Annotated in this window: 14 protein-coding genes and 1 pseudogene; 9 read left to right on the top strand and 6 right to left on the bottom strand. The window is 66.2% G+C overall.

Annotated elements, in window-relative coordinates; all coding sequences use genetic code 11:
* The 3 genes and pseudogenes from Q0082_RS17565 to Q0082_RS17555 form a co-directional block, all read right to left on the bottom strand.
* Positions 1 to 893: pseudogene (locus tag Q0082_RS17565) on the bottom strand (glutamate synthase subunit alpha); the annotation flags it as partial.
* A 246-nt stretch (positions 894 to 1,139) separates the two neighbouring features.
* On the bottom strand, positions 1,140 to 2,648 hold the full coding sequence (locus Q0082_RS17560; protein WP_298194903.1) for a hypothetical protein: 1,509 nt from the start codon (positions 2,646 to 2,648) through the stop codon (positions 1,140 to 1,142).
* 59 nt (positions 2,649 to 2,707) lie between these two features.
* The gene (locus Q0082_RS17555) at positions 2,708 to 3,940 is read right to left on the bottom strand and encodes a TIGR04063 family PEP-CTERM/XrtA system glycosyltransferase (RefSeq protein WP_298194902.1); all 1,233 of its coding nucleotides are present in this window, start codon (positions 3,938 to 3,940) and stop codon (positions 2,708 to 2,710) included.
* Between the two features lie 109 nt (positions 3,941 to 4,049).
* Here Q0082_RS17555 and Q0082_RS17550 point away from each other — a divergent pair, with 109 nt between their 5' ends.
* From Q0082_RS17550 to Q0082_RS17535, 4 genes are all read left to right on the top strand, one after another.
* Positions 4,050 to 4,223 carry a hypothetical protein gene (locus Q0082_RS17550; protein WP_298194901.1) on the top strand — a complete coding sequence of 58 codons (174 nt, stop codon included), beginning with the start codon at positions 4,050 to 4,052 and terminating at the stop codon, positions 4,221 to 4,223.
* A complete protein-coding gene (locus Q0082_RS17545; protein WP_298194900.1) occupies positions 4,216 to 5,625 on the top strand; it encodes a putative O-glycosylation ligase, exosortase A system-associated in 1,410 nt (469 codons plus the stop codon). The genes Q0082_RS17550 and Q0082_RS17545 overlap by 8 nt, the downstream gene beginning before the upstream one ends.
* A gap of 13 nt (positions 5,626 to 5,638) precedes the next feature.
* A complete protein-coding gene (locus Q0082_RS17540) occupies positions 5,639 to 6,733 on the top strand; it encodes an acyltransferase (protein ID WP_298194899.1) in 1,095 nt (364 codons plus the stop codon).
* An 88-nt stretch (positions 6,734 to 6,821) separates the two neighbouring features.
* Entirely contained in the window at positions 6,822 to 7,271 is a 450-nt protein-coding gene (locus tag Q0082_RS17535; protein ID WP_298194898.1) for a MaoC family dehydratase, read from the top strand.
* Here Q0082_RS17535 and Q0082_RS17530 read toward each other — a convergent pair.
* Together Q0082_RS17530 and phaZ are read right to left on the bottom strand one after the other, a co-directional pair.
* Positions 7,252 to 8,187, bottom strand: a complete 936-nt coding sequence (locus Q0082_RS17530) for a glycosyltransferase (RefSeq protein ID WP_298194897.1) — start codon at positions 8,185 to 8,187, stop codon at positions 7,252 to 7,254. The two genes, Q0082_RS17535 and Q0082_RS17530, sit on opposite strands and share 20 nt — an antisense overlap.
* Positions 8,188 to 8,384: 197 nt before the next feature.
* Positions 8,385 to 9,632, bottom strand: a complete 1,248-nt coding sequence (gene phaZ, locus Q0082_RS17525; protein ID WP_298194906.1) for a polyhydroxyalkanoate depolymerase — start codon at positions 9,630 to 9,632, stop codon at positions 8,385 to 8,387.
* A 252-nt stretch (positions 9,633 to 9,884) separates the two neighbouring features.
* On the opposite strand from phaZ, the gene Q0082_RS17520 reads away from it, so the two are divergent.
* From Q0082_RS17520 to Q0082_RS17510, 3 genes are all read left to right on the top strand, one after another.
* Entirely contained in the window at positions 9,885 to 11,612 is a 1,728-nt protein-coding gene (locus tag Q0082_RS17520; protein ID WP_298194905.1) for an ABC transporter transmembrane domain-containing protein, read from the top strand.
* An 85-nt stretch (positions 11,613 to 11,697) separates the two neighbouring features.
* Positions 11,698 to 13,854, top strand: a complete 2,157-nt coding sequence (locus tag Q0082_RS17515; protein WP_298194896.1) for a M13 family metallopeptidase — start codon at positions 11,698 to 11,700, stop codon at positions 13,852 to 13,854.
* 488 nt (positions 13,855 to 14,342) lie between these two features.
* On the top strand, positions 14,343 to 15,155 hold the full coding sequence (locus tag Q0082_RS17510) for an undecaprenyl-diphosphate phosphatase (RefSeq protein WP_298194895.1): 813 nt from the start codon (positions 14,343 to 14,345) through the stop codon (positions 15,153 to 15,155).
* On the opposite strand, the gene phhA is transcribed toward Q0082_RS17510, so the two are convergent.
* Positions 15,152 to 16,090 carry a phenylalanine 4-monooxygenase gene (phhA, locus tag Q0082_RS17505; RefSeq protein WP_298194894.1) on the bottom strand — a complete coding sequence of 313 codons (939 nt, stop codon included), beginning with the start codon at positions 16,088 to 16,090 and terminating at the stop codon, positions 15,152 to 15,154. The two genes, Q0082_RS17510 and phhA, sit on opposite strands and share 4 nt — an antisense overlap.
* A gap of 108 nt (positions 16,091 to 16,198) precedes the next feature.
* On the opposite strand from phhA, the gene ppk2 reads away from it, so the two are divergent.
* A complete protein-coding gene (gene ppk2 / locus Q0082_RS17500) occupies positions 16,199 to 16,996 on the top strand; it encodes a polyphosphate kinase 2 (protein WP_298194893.1) in 798 nt (265 codons plus the stop codon).
* A gap of 100 nt (positions 16,997 to 17,096) precedes the next feature.
* Positions 17,097 to 17,264 (top strand): 50S ribosomal protein L33, encoded by a 168-nt coding sequence (gene rpmG, locus Q0082_RS17495; protein WP_054121888.1) that lies wholly within the window; start codon positions 17,097 to 17,099, stop codon positions 17,262 to 17,264.
* Positions 17,265 to 17,316 lie beyond the last annotated feature (52 nt).

Raw genomic sequence — 17,316 nt, 5'->3', positions numbered from 1 at the left:
GACTGGCCGTGCGGGATCAGCGGCCACATCTTGTCGAGATCGGGGCCGAGCAGCTCCGATTCCATGGTGCGGCGGCGCGCGTTCATCCAGTTGACGTTGCCGCGCACGGTGTTGATCTCGCCGTTGTGGGCGATGAACCGGTAGGGGTGCGCCAGCTTCCAGCTGGGGAAGGTGTTGGTCGAGAAGCGCTGGTGAACAAGGCCGAGCGCAGAAACGCACAGCGGATCACGCAGGTCATCGTAGAACGAGCCGACCTGATCGGCGAGCAGCAGGCCCTTGTAGACCACGGTGCGCGACGAGAAGCTGGGCATGTAGAGCTGCGTGACGCCCGGAAGCCCGTGCTTCTCCGCCATCGCGGCAAGCGGGTTCTGCGTCTGCTTGCGGATGGCCAGCAGCTTGCGCTCGAACGCGTCCTGATCCGGGCAGTTCTCGCCGCGACGGATCAGGCACTGGCGGATCACGGGCATCTGCTCGATCACCGTCTTGCCGAGACCATCAAGCGTGGTCGGCACATCGCGCCAGCCGATGAGGTGCTGGCCTTCCTTGGCGATGAACTTCTCGAACACTTCGATCACGAAGTCGCGCGCGGGCTCGTCCTGCGGCAGGAAGCACATCGCAACGGCATAATCGCCGGGTGCGGGCAGGTCCTTGCCTTCGGCTTCGGCCCAGCGGCGCAGCAGCGCATCGGGGATCTGGATCAGGATGCCGGCGCCATCGCCCAGCAGCGGATCTGCGCCGACCGCGCCGCGGTGATCAAGATTGCGCAGGATCTCGAGCGCTTGCTCGATAATTCCGTGGCTTTTGATGCCTTTGATATGCGCGACGAAGCCGACGCCACATGCGTCATGTTCGTTGCGCGGATCGTAAAGGCCCTGAACCTGCGGAAAACCCATCTCGAAAATCGCCCTGCAATCGGTCGCCGACCCACCGGGTACGACGTCGGTTGATACGCCCAGCGCGAATCACGCCGTCCTGAGGACAACGAAAGTTGCGCGGAATCCCCCCATGACTGCAGGAAAGTTATTTTGCAATGGCGCCGGATGAATTGCCCGAATGGTCTGAGGGCGCCTTGTCCGGAAATACGGATGCAGAGCCGACCCAGTCCCTATTCGGGCATGGCAGACACGCTTTCCGTAGCGTCAACCGCGCGCGGTCATCCGCTGCAGGGTGGCGAGCGCGGAGCGCAGGGCCTCGTCGGTATCGGTCGCATTCGTGCTGGCGGGCGAGATTGCGCCCGGTGCGGCCGCAGCGAACGGTGCAGTCGCTGACTGGGAGGGCCGCAGCGGCACGACGGCCTCCGTCGGCACGGTACCGCGCGCGGCAGAGGTGGTTGCCGCGGGACGGGCGAACGCCGGCGCGCCTGCATCGGTCCGCTCCATGTCACCGGCCCCTTCACCGGCAACAAGTGCGCCAAGGCGGCGCAGGATCGCCTCGCGCGCTGTGCCAGCTGCGGCGCTTTCCGCCGTGCTCGCGGCATCGGGCGCAATGTCACCCGGCTGAGGCCGCGAGAACGGGCCAGGTTCGAACTCGGGTTCGGTTTGCGCCTGCGGCGCGGGCTGGGTCTGGGGCTGGGGCTCGGCAGCGGCTTCCATCGTGGCATGTGCCTCGACTACCGCCACATTGGAGGCCTTCTGCGCGGCGATGGCCAGCGCGAGGCGCTCGATCAGCTGAACAAGGCCCAGACTTTCAAGCGGCGCACCCGCAACAGGCGACCACGAGCCATCGGCCACATCAGGCAGCGCGGCAGCAAAGCCTGCGGGAAGCTGCGGCGTGGCAGCGATCAGCGCTGGCGCTGCGGGGGTAGGCGCTTCGGTTTCAAGCAGCGACTCGGGCGCGGCGAGCAGCGCGGGCTGCGGCGCCGGTTCGGGTTCGGCGGGCTCGGCATCGTCCAGCGCTTCCACCTGCAGTTCGGCGACAACGGGCGCCTCGACCGGTTCCGGAAGCGGTTCCGCCTGATCGAGCGCGGCTAGATCGAGCGCAGAAAGATCGAGCGGACGGGGAGCGCCCGCCCCGCCCGGCGTGAACTCGGGAATCCACGGGCCGCCATCGCTCATCGGCTCGGCATCCGAAAGGCCGGGCTTGCGGCGCAGCAGCGGTGCCGCAGGCTCAGGCTCATCAACCAGCGGATCGGCAAAGGCTTCGGTCAGCACCAGCGGACGACGCGGCGGCGCATCAGGGTGCGCATCGCGGGCGCGCACCTTGTAGGCCTCGTCGGCTTCGGGTTCGGCAGCAGCGACCACGACAGCATCGGCCGGAGCGGCCTTGGCCGCGCCGCGCGGACTGAGCCGCAGCGCCAGCGCAAGACCCAGCGCGGCGCCAAAGCCGGTGAGCAGGATGGCAACGAGAAGATGTGCGGTGAACCCGAGCGGCGGTGCGGCAGCGGGGACCAGCGCGGGCAGGCCTGTCTTCAGCACCAGCGCGCCAAGCAGGCTGCTCGGGATCGCGAAGCTGCCAAGACCGAACAGCGCGCCGAACCACACGGCGGCAAAGGCGGGGAACAGGCGGTGCGCGGTGACAGGTGCGCTCCGGCGCCCGCCGCTGCGGCTGGCGGCGGCGCGGCGGCCCTTGCGCGGGGCCTCCTCGATATCCTCAGGATTGGGCTTCACCCAGTTCGTCGTGGCCTGAACCTTTTGGCGAAACGTACTCATGGTGCGTGTCAGACCCCGGAATGGGTGGAACGGTGATCCCGCGGGCACCTGGCCCTGCATCAGGCCGCGGCGCCGGGGATTGCTTGCTTTCGGGTTAACAGGGTTTGGTAAACGGAATCATAACGCGCCGCGTTACGGGACCAATCATGTGCGCGTTCCACGAAAGCGCGGGCAACAGTGCGGCGGGCATCCCACATCGCGCGATCACCCAGCAGGCTGGCCATGGCGGCGGCGAGGCCGGCGGGGTCATCGGGCGGGAACAGCGTGCCGGTCATCCCGTCCTCGATCAGTTCGCGGTGGCCGCCGACCGCACTTGCGGCGACAAGCTTGCCCTGCGCCATGGCTTCGAGCGGTTTGAGCGGCGTCACGAGTTCGGTAAGGCGCATCGCCTTGCGCGGGTAGCAGACCACATCGACGAGCGCGTAGTAGCGATCGACCTCGTGGTGCGGCACACGGCCGATGAAATGAATGGCATGCGCGGCGGGGGAGGCAGCAGCCTGCGCGCGCAGCGCCGCCTCGGCCGGGCCGCCGCCGACGAGCAGCAGGCGCGCGTCGCTCTGGCGAGCGAGGATCATCGGCATCGCGGCGATCAGGTCGTCCAGCCCTTCGTAGGGATAGAAGCTGCCAAGGAAGCCTATCACCGGCCCATCGCCGAGCCCGAGGCTGCGCGCGAAATCGGCATCGCGTTCGAGCGGCTGGCCGAACAGCGCGAGATCGACACCGTTGGGCATGATCGAGATCTTGGACGCCGGAACGCCGCGCGCAACGAGATCGCTGCGCAGCCCTTCGCAGATGGTGACGACAGCATCGGCACCGCGCACCACCCGGTCTTCGAGCGCACGGGTAAGCCGGTAGCGCAGCGAGCCTTCGCTGCCGGTGCCATTGCCCACCGCGGCATCTTCCCAGAAGGCGCGTATCTCGTAGACGACGGGGAGGCCAAGGCGGCGCCCGGCGCGCACTGCGGCAAGGCCGCCAAGCGCGGGCGAATGGGCGTGGAGCACCTCTGGTTGCCATTCGCGCGCCACGGTTTCGATCCGGCGGGCGAGCGCACCGATTTCCTGCCATTCGCTGAGACCCGGCGGGCCGGAGGGCTTGCCAGGCGTGCGATGAAAGCGAAGGCCGTCGTGCACTTCGGGTTCTGCGCCCGTCAATGCGGCGCTATGGCGCTGGCCGGTGAGGCCGCGCACAGCGTGTCCCAGCCCTTCCTGCGCCTTCAGAATGGCGCGGGTGCGGAAGGTGTAGCCGCTTTGCAGTGGCAGCGAATGATCGAGAATGTGAAGCACCCGGGTCATGCGCTGTGTCATGGCACGGGAGGACTTAACGCCGCGTCAACCGAACCCGCTTAAAGCTGGCGTGTGACAGGGCCCGATCCGGGACCGCACTCCAGCCTGGGCGCGCCGCATGATCGATATCTTCACCGTGGTCCTGCCGCATGTGCTGATGGCAATCGCCATATGGCGCCTGCTGCACCGCGATGATCTCGATTCCGATCCTTCGGCACCCAATCTCCGGGGCTTCCCGCCGCGGCGCAAGCCCGTCGCGCCGCAGTCCGGCGAGGGCACTCCGGGTGCTTAATCTCTTTCTCACGTCCTTCGTGACAGCCTTCTTCGCGGCCGGGGTCCGGCGGCCGTTCCTGTTCGTGCTGGCCTACGCCTATATCGACATCCTCGCGCCGCAGAAGGTGAGCTGGGGCTTCCTCCAGTCGATCCCGATCAGCCTGATCGCCTTCATCGGCGCGGTGACGGCTTGGGCAGTCGCGGACGACAAGACCGGCATGCGCTTTTCGCCCCGCCAGCTCCTGCTCTTGCTGCTGCTGATCTATTGCGGCCTAACCACCCGAAGTGCCGATTTCCCCGAAGAAGCGCTCGATAAGTGGAGCTGGGTGTGGAAGGCGCTGGTCTTTGCCCTGTTCCTCCCCCTCACCGTGCGCACGCGGCTGCGGATCGAGGCGCTGGCGCTCACCATGGTGCTTTCGCTGGCCTGCATCGTGATCGGCGGCGGGATCAAGACGGTCGCTTCGGGCGGCGGCGGCTACGGCACGCTGCGGCTCCTGGTGAACGACAACACCGGCATCTACGAGGGCAGCACGCTCTCGATGGTGGCGGTCGCCACGATTCCGCTGATCGTCTGGCTGGCGCGGTTCGGCACGATCTTCCGACCGGGCAAGCTCGTCACGCTGTTCGCGCTCGCGCTCGGCTTTGCCTGCTGCCTGATCCCGATCGGCACGCAGACGCGCACCGGGCTGATCTGCCTTTTCATCCTCATCGCACTCTCGCTCCGTTCGGTGAAGCGGCCGCTGCTCTACATCGGCGTTATCGCCGGACTTGCCAGCGTCGCCGTCCCGTTCCTGCCGCAGAGCTATCTCGACCGGATGAACACGATCGAGAACCACAAGTCCGACCAGTCCGCCTCGACCCGCATGGCGGTGTGGATGTGGACGATCGATTTCGCGAAGACGCATCCCTTCGGCGGCGGCTTCGATGCCTTCCGCCAGAACCGGGTCAGCTATGACACGGTCAAGGCCGAGAACGCGGGCGACAACAACACCGCGATCGAGACCCAACGGATCGAGGAAAAGGCGCGCGCCTACCATTCGGGCTATTTCGAGATGCTGGGCGAGCAGGGCTATCCCGGCCTTGCGATGTGGCTGCTGCTCCATATCTCCGGCATCGTCCAGCTCGAGCTGATCCAGCGCCGGCTGCGCCGCATGACCGATGCGATCAGCCGGTCGGACCGTTCGCTGGCGCTGGCGCTGCAATCGGGCCACTGCGTCTACATGTTCGGCGCGCTGTTCGTCGGGATCGCGTTCCAGCCGTTCATCTTCATGCTGATCGGGCTCCAGATCGCGCTAGCCATGCAGGTCTCGCGCCGGCTCGCACCGCCCTCGCAGTGGCAGCAGGTTGCGGGCAAGGCGTCCGCGGCGCGCAGCGACGAACCGGCCGAAGCGCCCGGCCTGCCCAAGGGTTTCGCGCGGTGAGGAGTTTCGCGCGGTGACTGGTCAGCCCCTGCGCCTTGAAGCGCTGACCGGGATGCGCGGGATCGCGGCCTGGCTGGTGGTGTTCTACCACATCCGCCTCTCTTTGGCCGGGCTCCTGCCCGCGCCGGTGATCGCTGTCCTTGCGAAGGGCTATCTCGCGGTCGATCTGTTTTTCATGCTTTCGGGCTTCGTGCTCTGGCTCACCTATGGACCGCGGCTGGCGCGCGGCGAGCCATCGGCCATCGGCGGCTTCTGGTGGCGCCGCATAGCGCGCATCTGGCCGCTTCACGCCGTGGTGCTGGCCGGTTTTGTCCTGCTCGCGATGGCTCTCCTGATCACCGGCAAGGACCGGTCCGGCTACCCCTTCGCCGAACTGCCGCTCCACGTGCTGCTGATCCAGAACTGGGGCTTCACCGGCGCGCTTGCATGGAACCACCCGGCCTGGTCGATCAGCACCGAGATGGCGGCCTATCTGCTGTTTCCGCTGCTGGCGGTGCTGGGCAGGCGCGCGCTCGGCAGCGCCGCCCTGCTGGCCGGCCTTGCCCTGCTGCTAATGGGCCTCCACCTGCTTTACGGCGCGTGGGGCCATTCCAGCCTCGGCGATGCGATCACGACGCTCGGGCTCGCACGCTGCCTGATCGAGTTTACCGCCGGGACCTTCGCGGCGCGCTTGTGGCTGCAATGGCATGGCCTGCCCGCTGCGCGTCAGATCGGCCTTGGCTGCGGCCTTGCCGCCGCGGCGACGGTGACGGCCGGTCTCTGGTTCGGCCTTGCGGAAACGGCGTGGGTTCCGCTGGCGCTGCTGCTGCTCCTGCTGTCGATGGCGCTGGCCGAGGGCCCTGTTGCCCGCCGGCTCGCGAAGGGGCCGCTGCACTGGCTGGGGGAGGTGAGCTATTCAACCTACCTGTGCCACTTCGGCCTGTTCATCGTGTTCAAGCTGGTGCTCGTCGGCCCCGATCTGCAGCTTGGCCTCTGGCAACTCACCGCATTCATCGGCCTGCTCGTGATCGTCTCGGGCCTCTCCCACGCGCTGATCGAGCTGCCTGCCCAGCGCGCGCTCAATGCCCTGCAGCCAGGCCCAGGGCGCAAGACCGTGCCCTCGCCCTGAACGAGACCGTTGAACACAGGGCAACTTGCCGCCAAGGGTAGGCGGCAGGAGACACATTCCGCAGCGGGAGATGGCAGCAATGAAAGCAATGGCACCAGGCGCAATCAAGGAGCTGGTCGGCCAGGTGGTGGGCACCTCGGCATGGATCGAGGTGACGCAGGAGCGGATCAACCAGTTCGCCGAGGCGACGGGCGACTTCCAGTTCATCCACATCGACGAGGAAAAGGCCAAGCTCACGCCGTTTGGCGGAACGATCGCGCACGGCTTCCTCACGCTCTCGCTGATCCCGTTGCTGACCCAAGAAAGCGATTGCCCGCGCCCCGAAGGCGTGAAGATGGGCGTCAACTACGGCGGCAACAAGACACGCTTCCTTGCCCCGGTGCGCTCTGGCAAGCGCGTGCGCGGCGTGTTCAAGCTGCTCGAACTGGACGAGAAGCGCCCCGGTCAGTGGCAGCAGACGATGGAAATCACGGTCGAGATCGAGGGCGAGGCCAAGCCCGCGCTGATCTGCGAATGGATTACCCAGTTCTTCGTTTGAAAACGCGCAGGACGTGATGGGCCAGGTGGCGCAGGATCGGGACGATCCGGCCGTGCGCCAGCCCCGGTGACAGCGCAAGGCCTTGCGCCAGCATGGCGAGGCGGGGTTCGATCCGGCTCGCCATGCCCTGCTCGACCAGCGCCCGCGCGCGCAGCTTGCGATCGGGAACGAAGGCGAGCTCGCGGCGCAGGATCTGCGTGGTCAGCCGGTGGATCCGCGCGGCGCGGCGATCCGTCAGGCTCGCTTCGTGGCGGCGGTAGAGATAGAGGTCTTCGTCGAGCGTGACGAACTGGAAGCTGCGCGCTGCGCGCAGCCAGAAATCGTAGTCCTCCACCCCGAACAGCGCTTCGTCATAGCCGGTCAGGGTCTGCGTCACCTCGGCCCGGTAGAGGAAGGCCGCGCCGATCTTGTTGCCCAGCAGGAGATCGCTGGCAGGGCCAACCTTCTGCAGTCCGGTCACACGGCCATCGGCATCGATCACGCTGTAGTTGCCGTGGGCAATCGCCGCCGCCGGGTTGGCATCGAGCGCCGCGACCAGCCGTTCCAGCATCTGCGGCCGCGCGATGTTGTCGTCCGATGTCCAGGTGTGCAGGCTCCCGCGCGCTGCGGCAAACCCGGTGTTCAATGCACCGGGCAGGCCCTTGTTGGGGCGATTGGTGATAACGCGAATGCGGGAATCGGCGTCAGCGTAACTGCGCAGGATATCCGGCGTGGCATCGGTCGAGCCGTCATCGACGCAGATCAGCTCGAAATCGGCGAATGTCTGCCCGAGGATCGAGTCGATAGCGGCATCGAGATAGGCAGCGCCGTTGTGGACGGGAAGGACCACGCTGACACGGGGCGGAAACGGCGTCGTTTGCAATTCGGCATCCTCATCGCAGCCATCATCGGCCCCCAACCGATCGATGTTACCCACGCATGGCAGTAACACATCCATGGGAGTCTCGGTGCCAGACAACTGCAGCCTCGGGTTTGCCAAAGTGTTTCACAGTATTTCCAGTATGCGAACACCCCTTGTCTACCGGCGATTTCGCCGGTGACGTGCCATTTCAGCACATGGAAAGCCTGCTTTCCTACCCGAATGCACCCCACCTTCAGGCGGTGAGGCCCGGATCAGGCCACCACGCTCAATCTGCGCGCGGCGCTGTTGCCCTTGATCCAGCCTTCAACCACCGGAGCGATCGAAGTCCGCCAGCGCGAACCGTTGAAGATGCCGTAGTGGCCGACTTCGGGGGCGAGGTGATACTTCTTGAGCTTTTCCGGCAGGTTCGGCGTCACCTTGAGCGCAGCCTTGGTCTGGCCGATCCCCGAGATATCGTCGCGCTCGCCCTCGATGCACAGGATCGCGGTATCGCGAATCGCGCCCAGATCGACGCGAATGTCGCGGTGATAGAGCTCACCCTTGGGCAGCAGGTGCTGCTGGAACACGACATCGACGGTCTGCAGGTAGAACTCGGCGGTCATGTCGCAGACGGCGCGGTATTCGTCGTAGAACGTCTTGGTCGCATCCGCGCTTTCGCCATCACCCTGCACGAGGTGCTTGAACAGGCCGTAGTGGCTCATCATGTGGCTGCCGAGGTTCATCGACATGAAGCTCGCGAGCTGGACGAAGCCCGGATAGACCTGCCGCCCTGCGCCCGGATAGTTGGCCGGCACGGTGGTGATCACGTTGTGCTTGAACCACACGTAAGGCTTGGTGATCGCGTGATCGTTGACCGCCGTCGGGCTCTCGCGCGTGTCGATCGGGCCGCCCATCATGGTGAGAGTGACAGGGCGGCAGGGATGCTCGCGCACCGCCATCACACCGGTGGCGGCGAGCGCGGGGACCGAAGGCTGGCAGACCGCCATCATGTGCGCGCCGGGGCCGATGTGCTCGAGGTAACCGATCAGGTAATCGATGTACTCATCGAGATCGAAGCGGCCTTCCGCGAGCGGTACGTACTTCGCATCCGCCCAGTCGGTGATGTAGACGACGCAGCGTTCGAGCATGCGCTCCACCGTGCCGCGCAGCAGCGTGGCGTAGTGGCCGCTCATCGGCGCGACGATCAGGAGGCGCGACGCATCGGCGGGCAGTCCCTCATGCGTGAACTTGCGCAGGTTGCCGAAGGGCTGCTGGATCTCCACCGTCTCTTTCACCGCATGGGGCGTGCCATCGACGGTGATCACCTTGAGCCCGAACGCGGGCTTGCCGCGCGGGGCGGCGGCGTGGGCGAAAACCTCGAGCGCGGAGGCCATCATCTGCGTGCCGCCGAACGGCGCCCAGGGGTTGCGCGGATCGGCGAGCATTTCTGCACCCATCGATGCCATGGCGCTTCCCGCATTCAGCATGGAGCGCTGGATTTCGTAAGCCTTGTAGAGCACTGCGAACACCTGTCTGTTGTTGCGGAGCCGTATGCCGCTCCGATGGGGCCCAGTGTGCCGTGATTTTGCACCTTGTGCAACGCACCATTGCCCCAAGCTGGAGCGTATTGCCCCGCTGCCCCCTTTCAGCACCACGCCGCATGGGCTAGGGCGAGGTCGATGGACGCCACACAAGAGAACGCCGGCCCCGAAGTAGCGGCTGCCGAAGCCGAACCAGCCGCCCGCCCTGCGCGAACGCTGAGCCCGCTGCGCATGCTGCTGCGCGAAGGTGCTTCCTATCCCGGCGAAGTGGCCATCGCGCTGACCGCGCTGCTGATCACCTCGGGCGCGACGATCGCCATTCCGGCCAGCTTCAAGTCGATCATCGACAGGGCCTTCGGCAAGGGCGCCGATGCCGAAACGATCAACAGTTCGTTCCGCTGGCTGCTGGTCGTGGTCGTCATCCTCGGCCTTGGCACCGCGGTGCGGTTCTACTTCGTGTCGTGGCTGGGCGAACGCGTCGTTGCCGACATCCGGCTCAAGGTTCAGCGCAACCTGCTGCGCATGCCGCCGAGCTTCTTCGAGACGAACAGTCCGAAGGAAATCTCCTCGCGCATGACGTCGGACACCGCGATCATCGAGCAGGTGGTAGGCACGACGGCTTCGATCGCGCTGCGCAATTCGATCACCGCGCTGGGCGGGATCGCCTATCTCTTCACGCTGGCCCCGGCGCTGACCGCGGGGCTCCTCGTCGGCATCCCCGTCGTCGTCGGGCCGATCGTGTTCTTCGGCTCGCGCCTGCGCAAGGCCTCGCGATCGAGCCAGGACCGCGTGGCAGACATCGGCGTGCAGATCAGCGAAGTGCTCGGCGCGATGAAGGTCGTGCAGGCCTTCGGGCAGGAAAACCGCGAGGCAGGCCGTTTCGGCGAGGCGGTGGAGCGCACCTTCAGCGCGGCCAAGCGGCGCATCATGATCCGCTCGATCATGACCGCGATCGTCATCGTCATGGTGTTCGGCGGGATCGCCGTGCTGATGTGGCAGGGCGCAACGGCGGTGGCCAATGGCTCGATCAGCGGCGGCACGATCGCGGCTTTCGTGCTCACCGGCGGGATCGTGGCGGGCGCGGTCGGCGCGCTGACCGAGGTCTACGGCGATCTGCTGCGCGGTGCAGGCGCGGCGGGGCGGCTAAACGAACTGCTGCTCGAACAGCCCGAGATCACCGCCCCTGCCCGGCCCTTGCACCTGCCCCAGCCCCCGCGCGGGCAGATCGCGTTCCAGAACGTCTCGTTCCGCTATCCGAGCCGACCCGAAGTCGCCGCGCTCGAGGATTTCTCGCTGGCGGTGGAGCCGGGCGAGACGGTGGCGATCGTCGGACCTTCGGGCGCGGGCAAGTCCACGCTGTTCCTCCTGGCCGAGCGCTTCTACGATCCGCACGCGGGCACGGTGCGCATCGACGGCGTGCCTTTGCCGCAGGCTGACCCTGCCGAAGTGCGCGCACGCATGGCGCTGGTGCCGCAGGAAGGCGTGCTGTTTGCCGCCTCCGCGCGCGACAATCTGCGCTATGGCAACTGGGGCGCGAGCGATGCGCAGATCTGGGAAGCAGCCGAAGCTGCCAATGCCGCCAGCTTCCTCAAGGAACTGCCGCAAGGGCTCGACACGTTCCTCGGCGAGGACGGTGCGCGGCTTTCCGGCGGGCAGCGCCAGCGCATTGCCATCGCCCGCGCGCTGCTGCGCGACGCGCCCATCCTGCTGCTCGACGAAGCGACCAGCGCGCTCGATGCCGAAAGCGAGCGGCTGGTGCAGGACGCGCTCGACAAGCTGATGAAGGCGCGCACCACGCTGGTCATTGCGCACCGGCTCGCGACCGTGCGCGCGGCAGACCGCATCGTGGTGATGGAGAAGGGCCGAATCGTCGAGCAGGGCACGCATAGCGTGCTTTCAGCGCAGAACGGGCTCTATGCTCGCCTCGCCCGGCTGCAGTTCGACAGCGCCGAGGCCTGAAGGTTCAACCATCGCTGCTGGACAAGTGGGACGGGCTGATTAGTCTCATTCTGGCACACATCACCTTGCTGGATATCCCGCACCCATGATGAAGCGATTTGCCGGCGCGTTTGCTGCCGTTTCCCTGTTCGCGCTTGCGGCCCCTGCAGCGCAGGCTGATACCCCTGCCGATACCCCTGCCGATACCCCTGCCGAAACCAGGGTGATCGATGGCTACCGCCTCCAGTCCTTCGGCGGCTGGGGCTTCAACCCGGCTGATCTCGATCCGGCGGTGAAGCCCGGCGACGACTTCTTCGCCTATGTGAACGGCAAGTGGGAACGTAGCGAAGTGATCCCGCCGCAATATCCCTTCAGCGGCAGCGCGCTCGGGCTGATCCTCGGCGCGGAGCAGGCCGTGAAGGAAATCGTCGAGGGACTCGCTGCGACGCCGCAGACCCCGGGCACGACCGGGCAGCGGATTGCCGACAGCTACCGCGCATTTCTCGATACCGCCGCGATCGACGCAGCGGGGCTGGCGCCCGCGAAACCCTATCTCGACCGCATCCGCGCGGCAAAGACCCGCGCCGAGCTTGCCGCGCTGTTTGCCGCGCCGGGCTACCCCTCGCCGGTTGCCTTCGAAGTGAGCATCGACCGCGAGAACCCGGGCGCCAACGCGGTCTACACCGGCGTTGGCGGGCTGGGCCTGCCCGACCGCGACTATTACCTGGTCGACAGCGAGGCCAACCGCGCGATCCAGAGCAAGTACCGCGCCTACCTTGCGTTCCTGCTCGGCAAGGCGGGCTATGCCGATGCGCCGGCGATGGCCGCCAAGGTCTATGAATTCGAGCGCAAGATCGCGGTGGCGGACTGGGACAAGGCGGTGGCGCGCAATCCGCTGCTCACCACCAACCGCCTCTCCCGTGCCGATCTCGTCGCGCTGGGCGGTGCCTTTCCGGTCGCCCCGCTGCTGGAAGGCACCGGGCTGGGACAGGTGCCGAACGTGATCGTGGCGGAAATCCCGCCGGGCGCGGACAAGGTCGCCAAGCTGGGCCTCAGCTCGGACGATCTCGCCAAGCTCGGCGGCGGCTTTCCGGCGCTGATCCGGCTGCTGGGCGAGGAGGACCTCGGCGTGCTGCAGGCATGGACCGCGGCGCACTTCCTCTCGGACTATGCCGCGGTGCTGCCGAGCGACATCGACGCCGCTCGCTTCGATTTCTTCGGGCGCACGCTGCAGGGCAAGGAACGCGACCGCCAGCGCTGGCAGCGCGCGCTGTCCACCGTGCAGGCGCAAATGGGCGAAGCCATCGGACAAGCCTATGTCGAGAAGCACTTTCCGCCTTCGAGCAAGGTGGCGATGATGGGGCTCGTCAGCAACCTGCGCGCGGCGCTGGCCGAGAACCTCAAGGATCTGGCGTGGATGACCCCGGCCACGCGCGCCGCGGCCAAGGCCAAGCTCGACCAGTTCACCGTCAAGATCGGCTATCCGGACAAGTTCAAGACCTATGAGGGGATGAACATCCAGTCGGGCCAGCCGCTCGCCAACGCGATCGAATCGAGCCGCTGGCACTGGCAGGACATGCTGGACGAGCTGACAAAGCCCGTCGACAAGACCAAGTGGCTGATGACCCCGCAGACGGTGAACGCCTACTACATGCCGCCGGCCAACGAAATCGTGTTCCCGGCGGCCTATCTCCAGCCGCCCTATTTCAATCCCAAGGCGGACGACGCGGTGAACTACGGCGCGGTGGGCGCGACCATCGGCCACGAGATCGGCCATGGCTTCGATGATGCGGGGTCGCGCTATGACGGTACCGGCGCGCTCAAGGACTGGTGGACCGCCAGCGACCGCAAGACCTTCGATGCGCTGGGCGCGAAGCTCGCCGCACAATACGATCAGCAGTGCCCCTATGACGAAGGCAAGACCTGCCACAACGGCCGGCTGACGCTGGGCGAGAACATCGGCGACCTTGGCGGGCTCTCGATGGCGTATCAGGCCTACAAGCTCTCGCTGGGCGGCAAGCCGGCGCCGGTGTTGGGCGGGCTGACCGGCGACCAGCGCTTCTTCCTCTCCTACGCGCAGGCGTGGCGCTGGAAGTACCGCGAGGCGTTTGGCCGCCAGTTGCTCAAGACCGATCCGCATTCGCTCGCCGTGGCGCGGGTCAACGGGGTCGTGCGCAATTTCGATCCCTGGTACGCCGCGTTCGGGGTGAAGCCGGGCGACAAACTCTACCTCCCGCCCGATCAGCGCGTGCGGATCTGGTGAGCAGCTGCGGCGGCTGCCCACCCCGCTGCGACTAGGCTCACTGCGTTCGCCAAGTCTCGCGGCCCTCCCGCAAGCGGGAGGGCGCACGCGGGCTTGCTCTCCTCCCCTCCCGCTTTGCGGGAGGGGCCGGGGGTGGGCAGCGGCAAAACGACCGGATGACAGAACTTTAAGGTGGCGGCGGCTTGACAGAATGCTGCGCTGCGGCGACCCCTGAGAGCCTGTCCTGTCGAGGTGGAAGCATTGGCACGGAGCCTATTTTGGCCCAGCGCGAGAAGAGAGGAGGGAGCTATGTTCACGCATAGTGACCGACGATCGACGCTGCGATGGGCCAAAATAGGCCCGCCCCGAAGGGGTCGCCTTAGAAAGCCCGCTGGACTGCGTCAGGTCGCTGGCACGGGCTACCAGCCCGCACTGCGCGACCTTCCTTGCCAGCAGGCTTTCTAAGGCGATGACAATGCTTCCACCTCGACAGGACAGGCTCTGAACCCATGGATACGACCATCACCGCCATCCTCCTCGGTATTGTCGAGGGACTCACCGAGTTCATTCCCGTCTCCTCGACCGGGCACCTCATCCTCGCGTCCGAGCTGTTCGGCTATGACGCGAAGACCTGGGAAGTGTTCAACGTGGTGATCCAGCTGCCAGCGGTGATGGCGGTCGTTGTGCTCTACTGGCGCACCTTTCTGGATGTGGCGGTCGGCGCACTGCGCGGATCGCGCGAATCGATCGCGTTCATCCGCAACGTGCTCGCGGCCTTCATTCCCGCCGCCATCGTCGGCGTGCTGTTCAAGTCGCGCATCGATCTGCTGCTCGAAAACCCGGTCGTCGTGTGCATCGCGCTCATTCTGGGCGGCTTTGCCATCATCGCGGTGGAGCGGCTGGTCTCGCACCAGACCTACCGTCCGGTCGGTCAGATGCCGCTCGCGCAGGCGATCCGCATCGGCATGATGCAGTGCATCGCGGTGATCCCCGGCGTCTCGCGCTCGGGCGCGACGATCATGGGCGCGCTGGTGATGGGCGAGAATCGCAAGACGGCGGCCGAGTTCAGCTTCTTCCTCGCGGTGCCGACGATGCTGGGCGCGACGGTGAAGCAGCTGTGGGATCACCGGCACGAGCTTTCCGCGGGCGCGGTCCCGGTCGGCCTGAAGGAAATTGCGATCGGCTCGGTGGTCTCGTTCCTCGTCTCGCTGGTCGTGATCAAGTTCTTCATCGGCTACGTCAGCAAGCGCGGCTTTACGCCGTTTGCTGGCTACCGCATCGTGCTGGGGGCCGTGGGCCTCGCCTGGCTGCTGTGGGTCTAAACCGGCTCAGCGCCTGAACCCCGCCCGCCGCGCAAGTGATACTCCAGCGTGCCGCGGTGGAGCACGTCGTCGACATCGATCACCGCGCTGCCGGCATAGGTGAAGCCGGAGCCGAGCCCGCGATAGAGGCGGTCGAAATCGCGCTCGACGGTCTGCCGGAAGAGATCGGCGAAGCTTTCGATCACGAAGTAGGTCGGCTGGAGATCGTCGATCGCGTAGTCGGTGCGCATCACCCGGTCGACGTGGAGCATGATGCGGTTGGGGGACTGCGCCTCCAGCGCGAAGACCGCCTCGGTCGGGCCGGAGAGGATGCCGGCGCCATAGGCCCGGAGCCCCTCGGCTTCCATGATCAGGCCAAACTCGACCGTGTACCAGTAGAGCGCTCCGAGCGCCTTCAGGCGGTTGTAGCGCATCGCCTTCCACCCGGCGCGGCCATATTCCTGCATGTAATCGGCGAACACCGGATCGGTGAGCATCGGCACGTGGCCGAATACGTCGTGGAAGACGTCCGGCTCCTCGATATAGTCGAAGCGTTCGCGCGGGCGGATGAAGTTGCCGGCGGGGAAGCGGCGGTTGGCGAGGTGCCAGAAGAACACGTGATCGGGGATGAGCATCGGCACGGGCACGACGCTCCAGCCGGTGAGCGCGCCGAGTTCGGCGGACAGGCGGGCGAAATCGGGCACGCCGCCGCGACCCAGATCGAGCCGGTCCAGCCCCTTGAGGAAGGCGCTCGCCGCGCGGCCGGGGAGGACTTCCATCTGGCGCGCGAACAGATCGTCCCACACGCGGTGTTCGTCCGCCGAATAAGCCGTCTGGCGCGGCTCAAGCCAATCCTCACCGACATGCGCCGGACGCTGCAGCGGCGCGGTGAACACGCCGGCGGGCAGTTCGGGGAGCCGGGTAAAATCGGCGGCAAGTTCGATGAGGTCGGACATGGTTTCAATTGCAACTTTTAGCAGGTCCGTTTGCGCGGCGCAATCGGCAGCGATTGCCAAAGCGGCAGGGGTGCGACAGTCTGCCCTTCCAGAGCGAGAGGAACTGCCGTGAGCAAGGACGACCAAAGGAACGAGCTCAGCCGCAAAGACTACGAAGAAGCGCTTGAGGCGATGCAGGGCGAACTCACAGCAATGGCGGGCTGGGCACGGCAATGCGGCGCGCGGATCCTCGTGATCCTCGAAGGCCGCGACACGGCGGGCAAGACCGGCGCGATCAATGCAATCTCGCAGAAGCTCAACCCGCGGCAGGTCCGTACCGTCGCCTTGTCGGCGCCGACGGACCGCGAGAAAACCCAGTGGTACTTCCAGCGCTATGTTCCGCACTTGCCCGCCGGCGGCGAGATCGTGCTGTTCGACCGCAGCTGGTACAACCGGGCGGGGGTCGAAAAGGTGATGGGCTTTGCGGCGGACGCCGAGGTCAAGGCGTTTCTTGAGGCAGCGCCGAAGTTCGAGCGGATGCTGGTCGAGGACGGGCTGCTGCTGTTCAAGTACTGGCTGACCTGCGATCAGGAAGAGCAGGAAAAGCGCCTTGCCGAGCGGCACGATGATCCCGCAAAGCGCTGGAAGATTTCCCCGATCGATGTCGCCGCACGCAGCAAGTACCGCGAATATACAAAGGCACGCGAAGCGATGCTCGATGCAACGCATACGAAACATGCGCCGTGGACGCTGGTCGATTTCAACGACCAGCGCCGGGGGCGGCTGACGCTGGTGCGGGATCTGCTGAACCGCCTGCCGGTGAAGAGGGTCGAGGAGACGGTTCCCGGGCTGCCGCCGCTGGCCGAACCCTGCGCAAAGGAGCACTTTGGGGTGCTGGAGCCGCTGGCGTCCTATCCCGACACTTGACTTTTGCGCGATTCGCTCACAACGACCGGCCCCTGTCTGGCGGCGTGGCAACGCGCCGCCGTCTCTGTTTTACGCGCGCAAGAACTTTCAGGATAAAGCCATGGCCAAGCCTACTACCGTCAAGATCCGCCTGGTCTCGACCGCCGACACCGGCTTCTTCTATGTGACGAAGAAGAACCCGCGCAACACCACCGAGAAGATGGTGTTCCGCAAGTATGACCCGGTGGCGCGCAAGCATGTCGAGTTCAAGGAAGCCAAGATCAAGTAATCTGGCCCCGGCCCAACGGAATGCCCGGCTGATGGCCCGCATTCGGGTTCAC

It is taken from the genome of Novosphingobium sp. (assembly GCF_027489515.1).
GTDB lineage: Bacteria > Pseudomonadota > Alphaproteobacteria > Sphingomonadales > Sphingomonadaceae > Novosphingobium.
The sequence above is the reverse complement of the archived record's forward strand: the minus strand, read 5'-3'. Positions and strand labels throughout refer to the sequence as shown.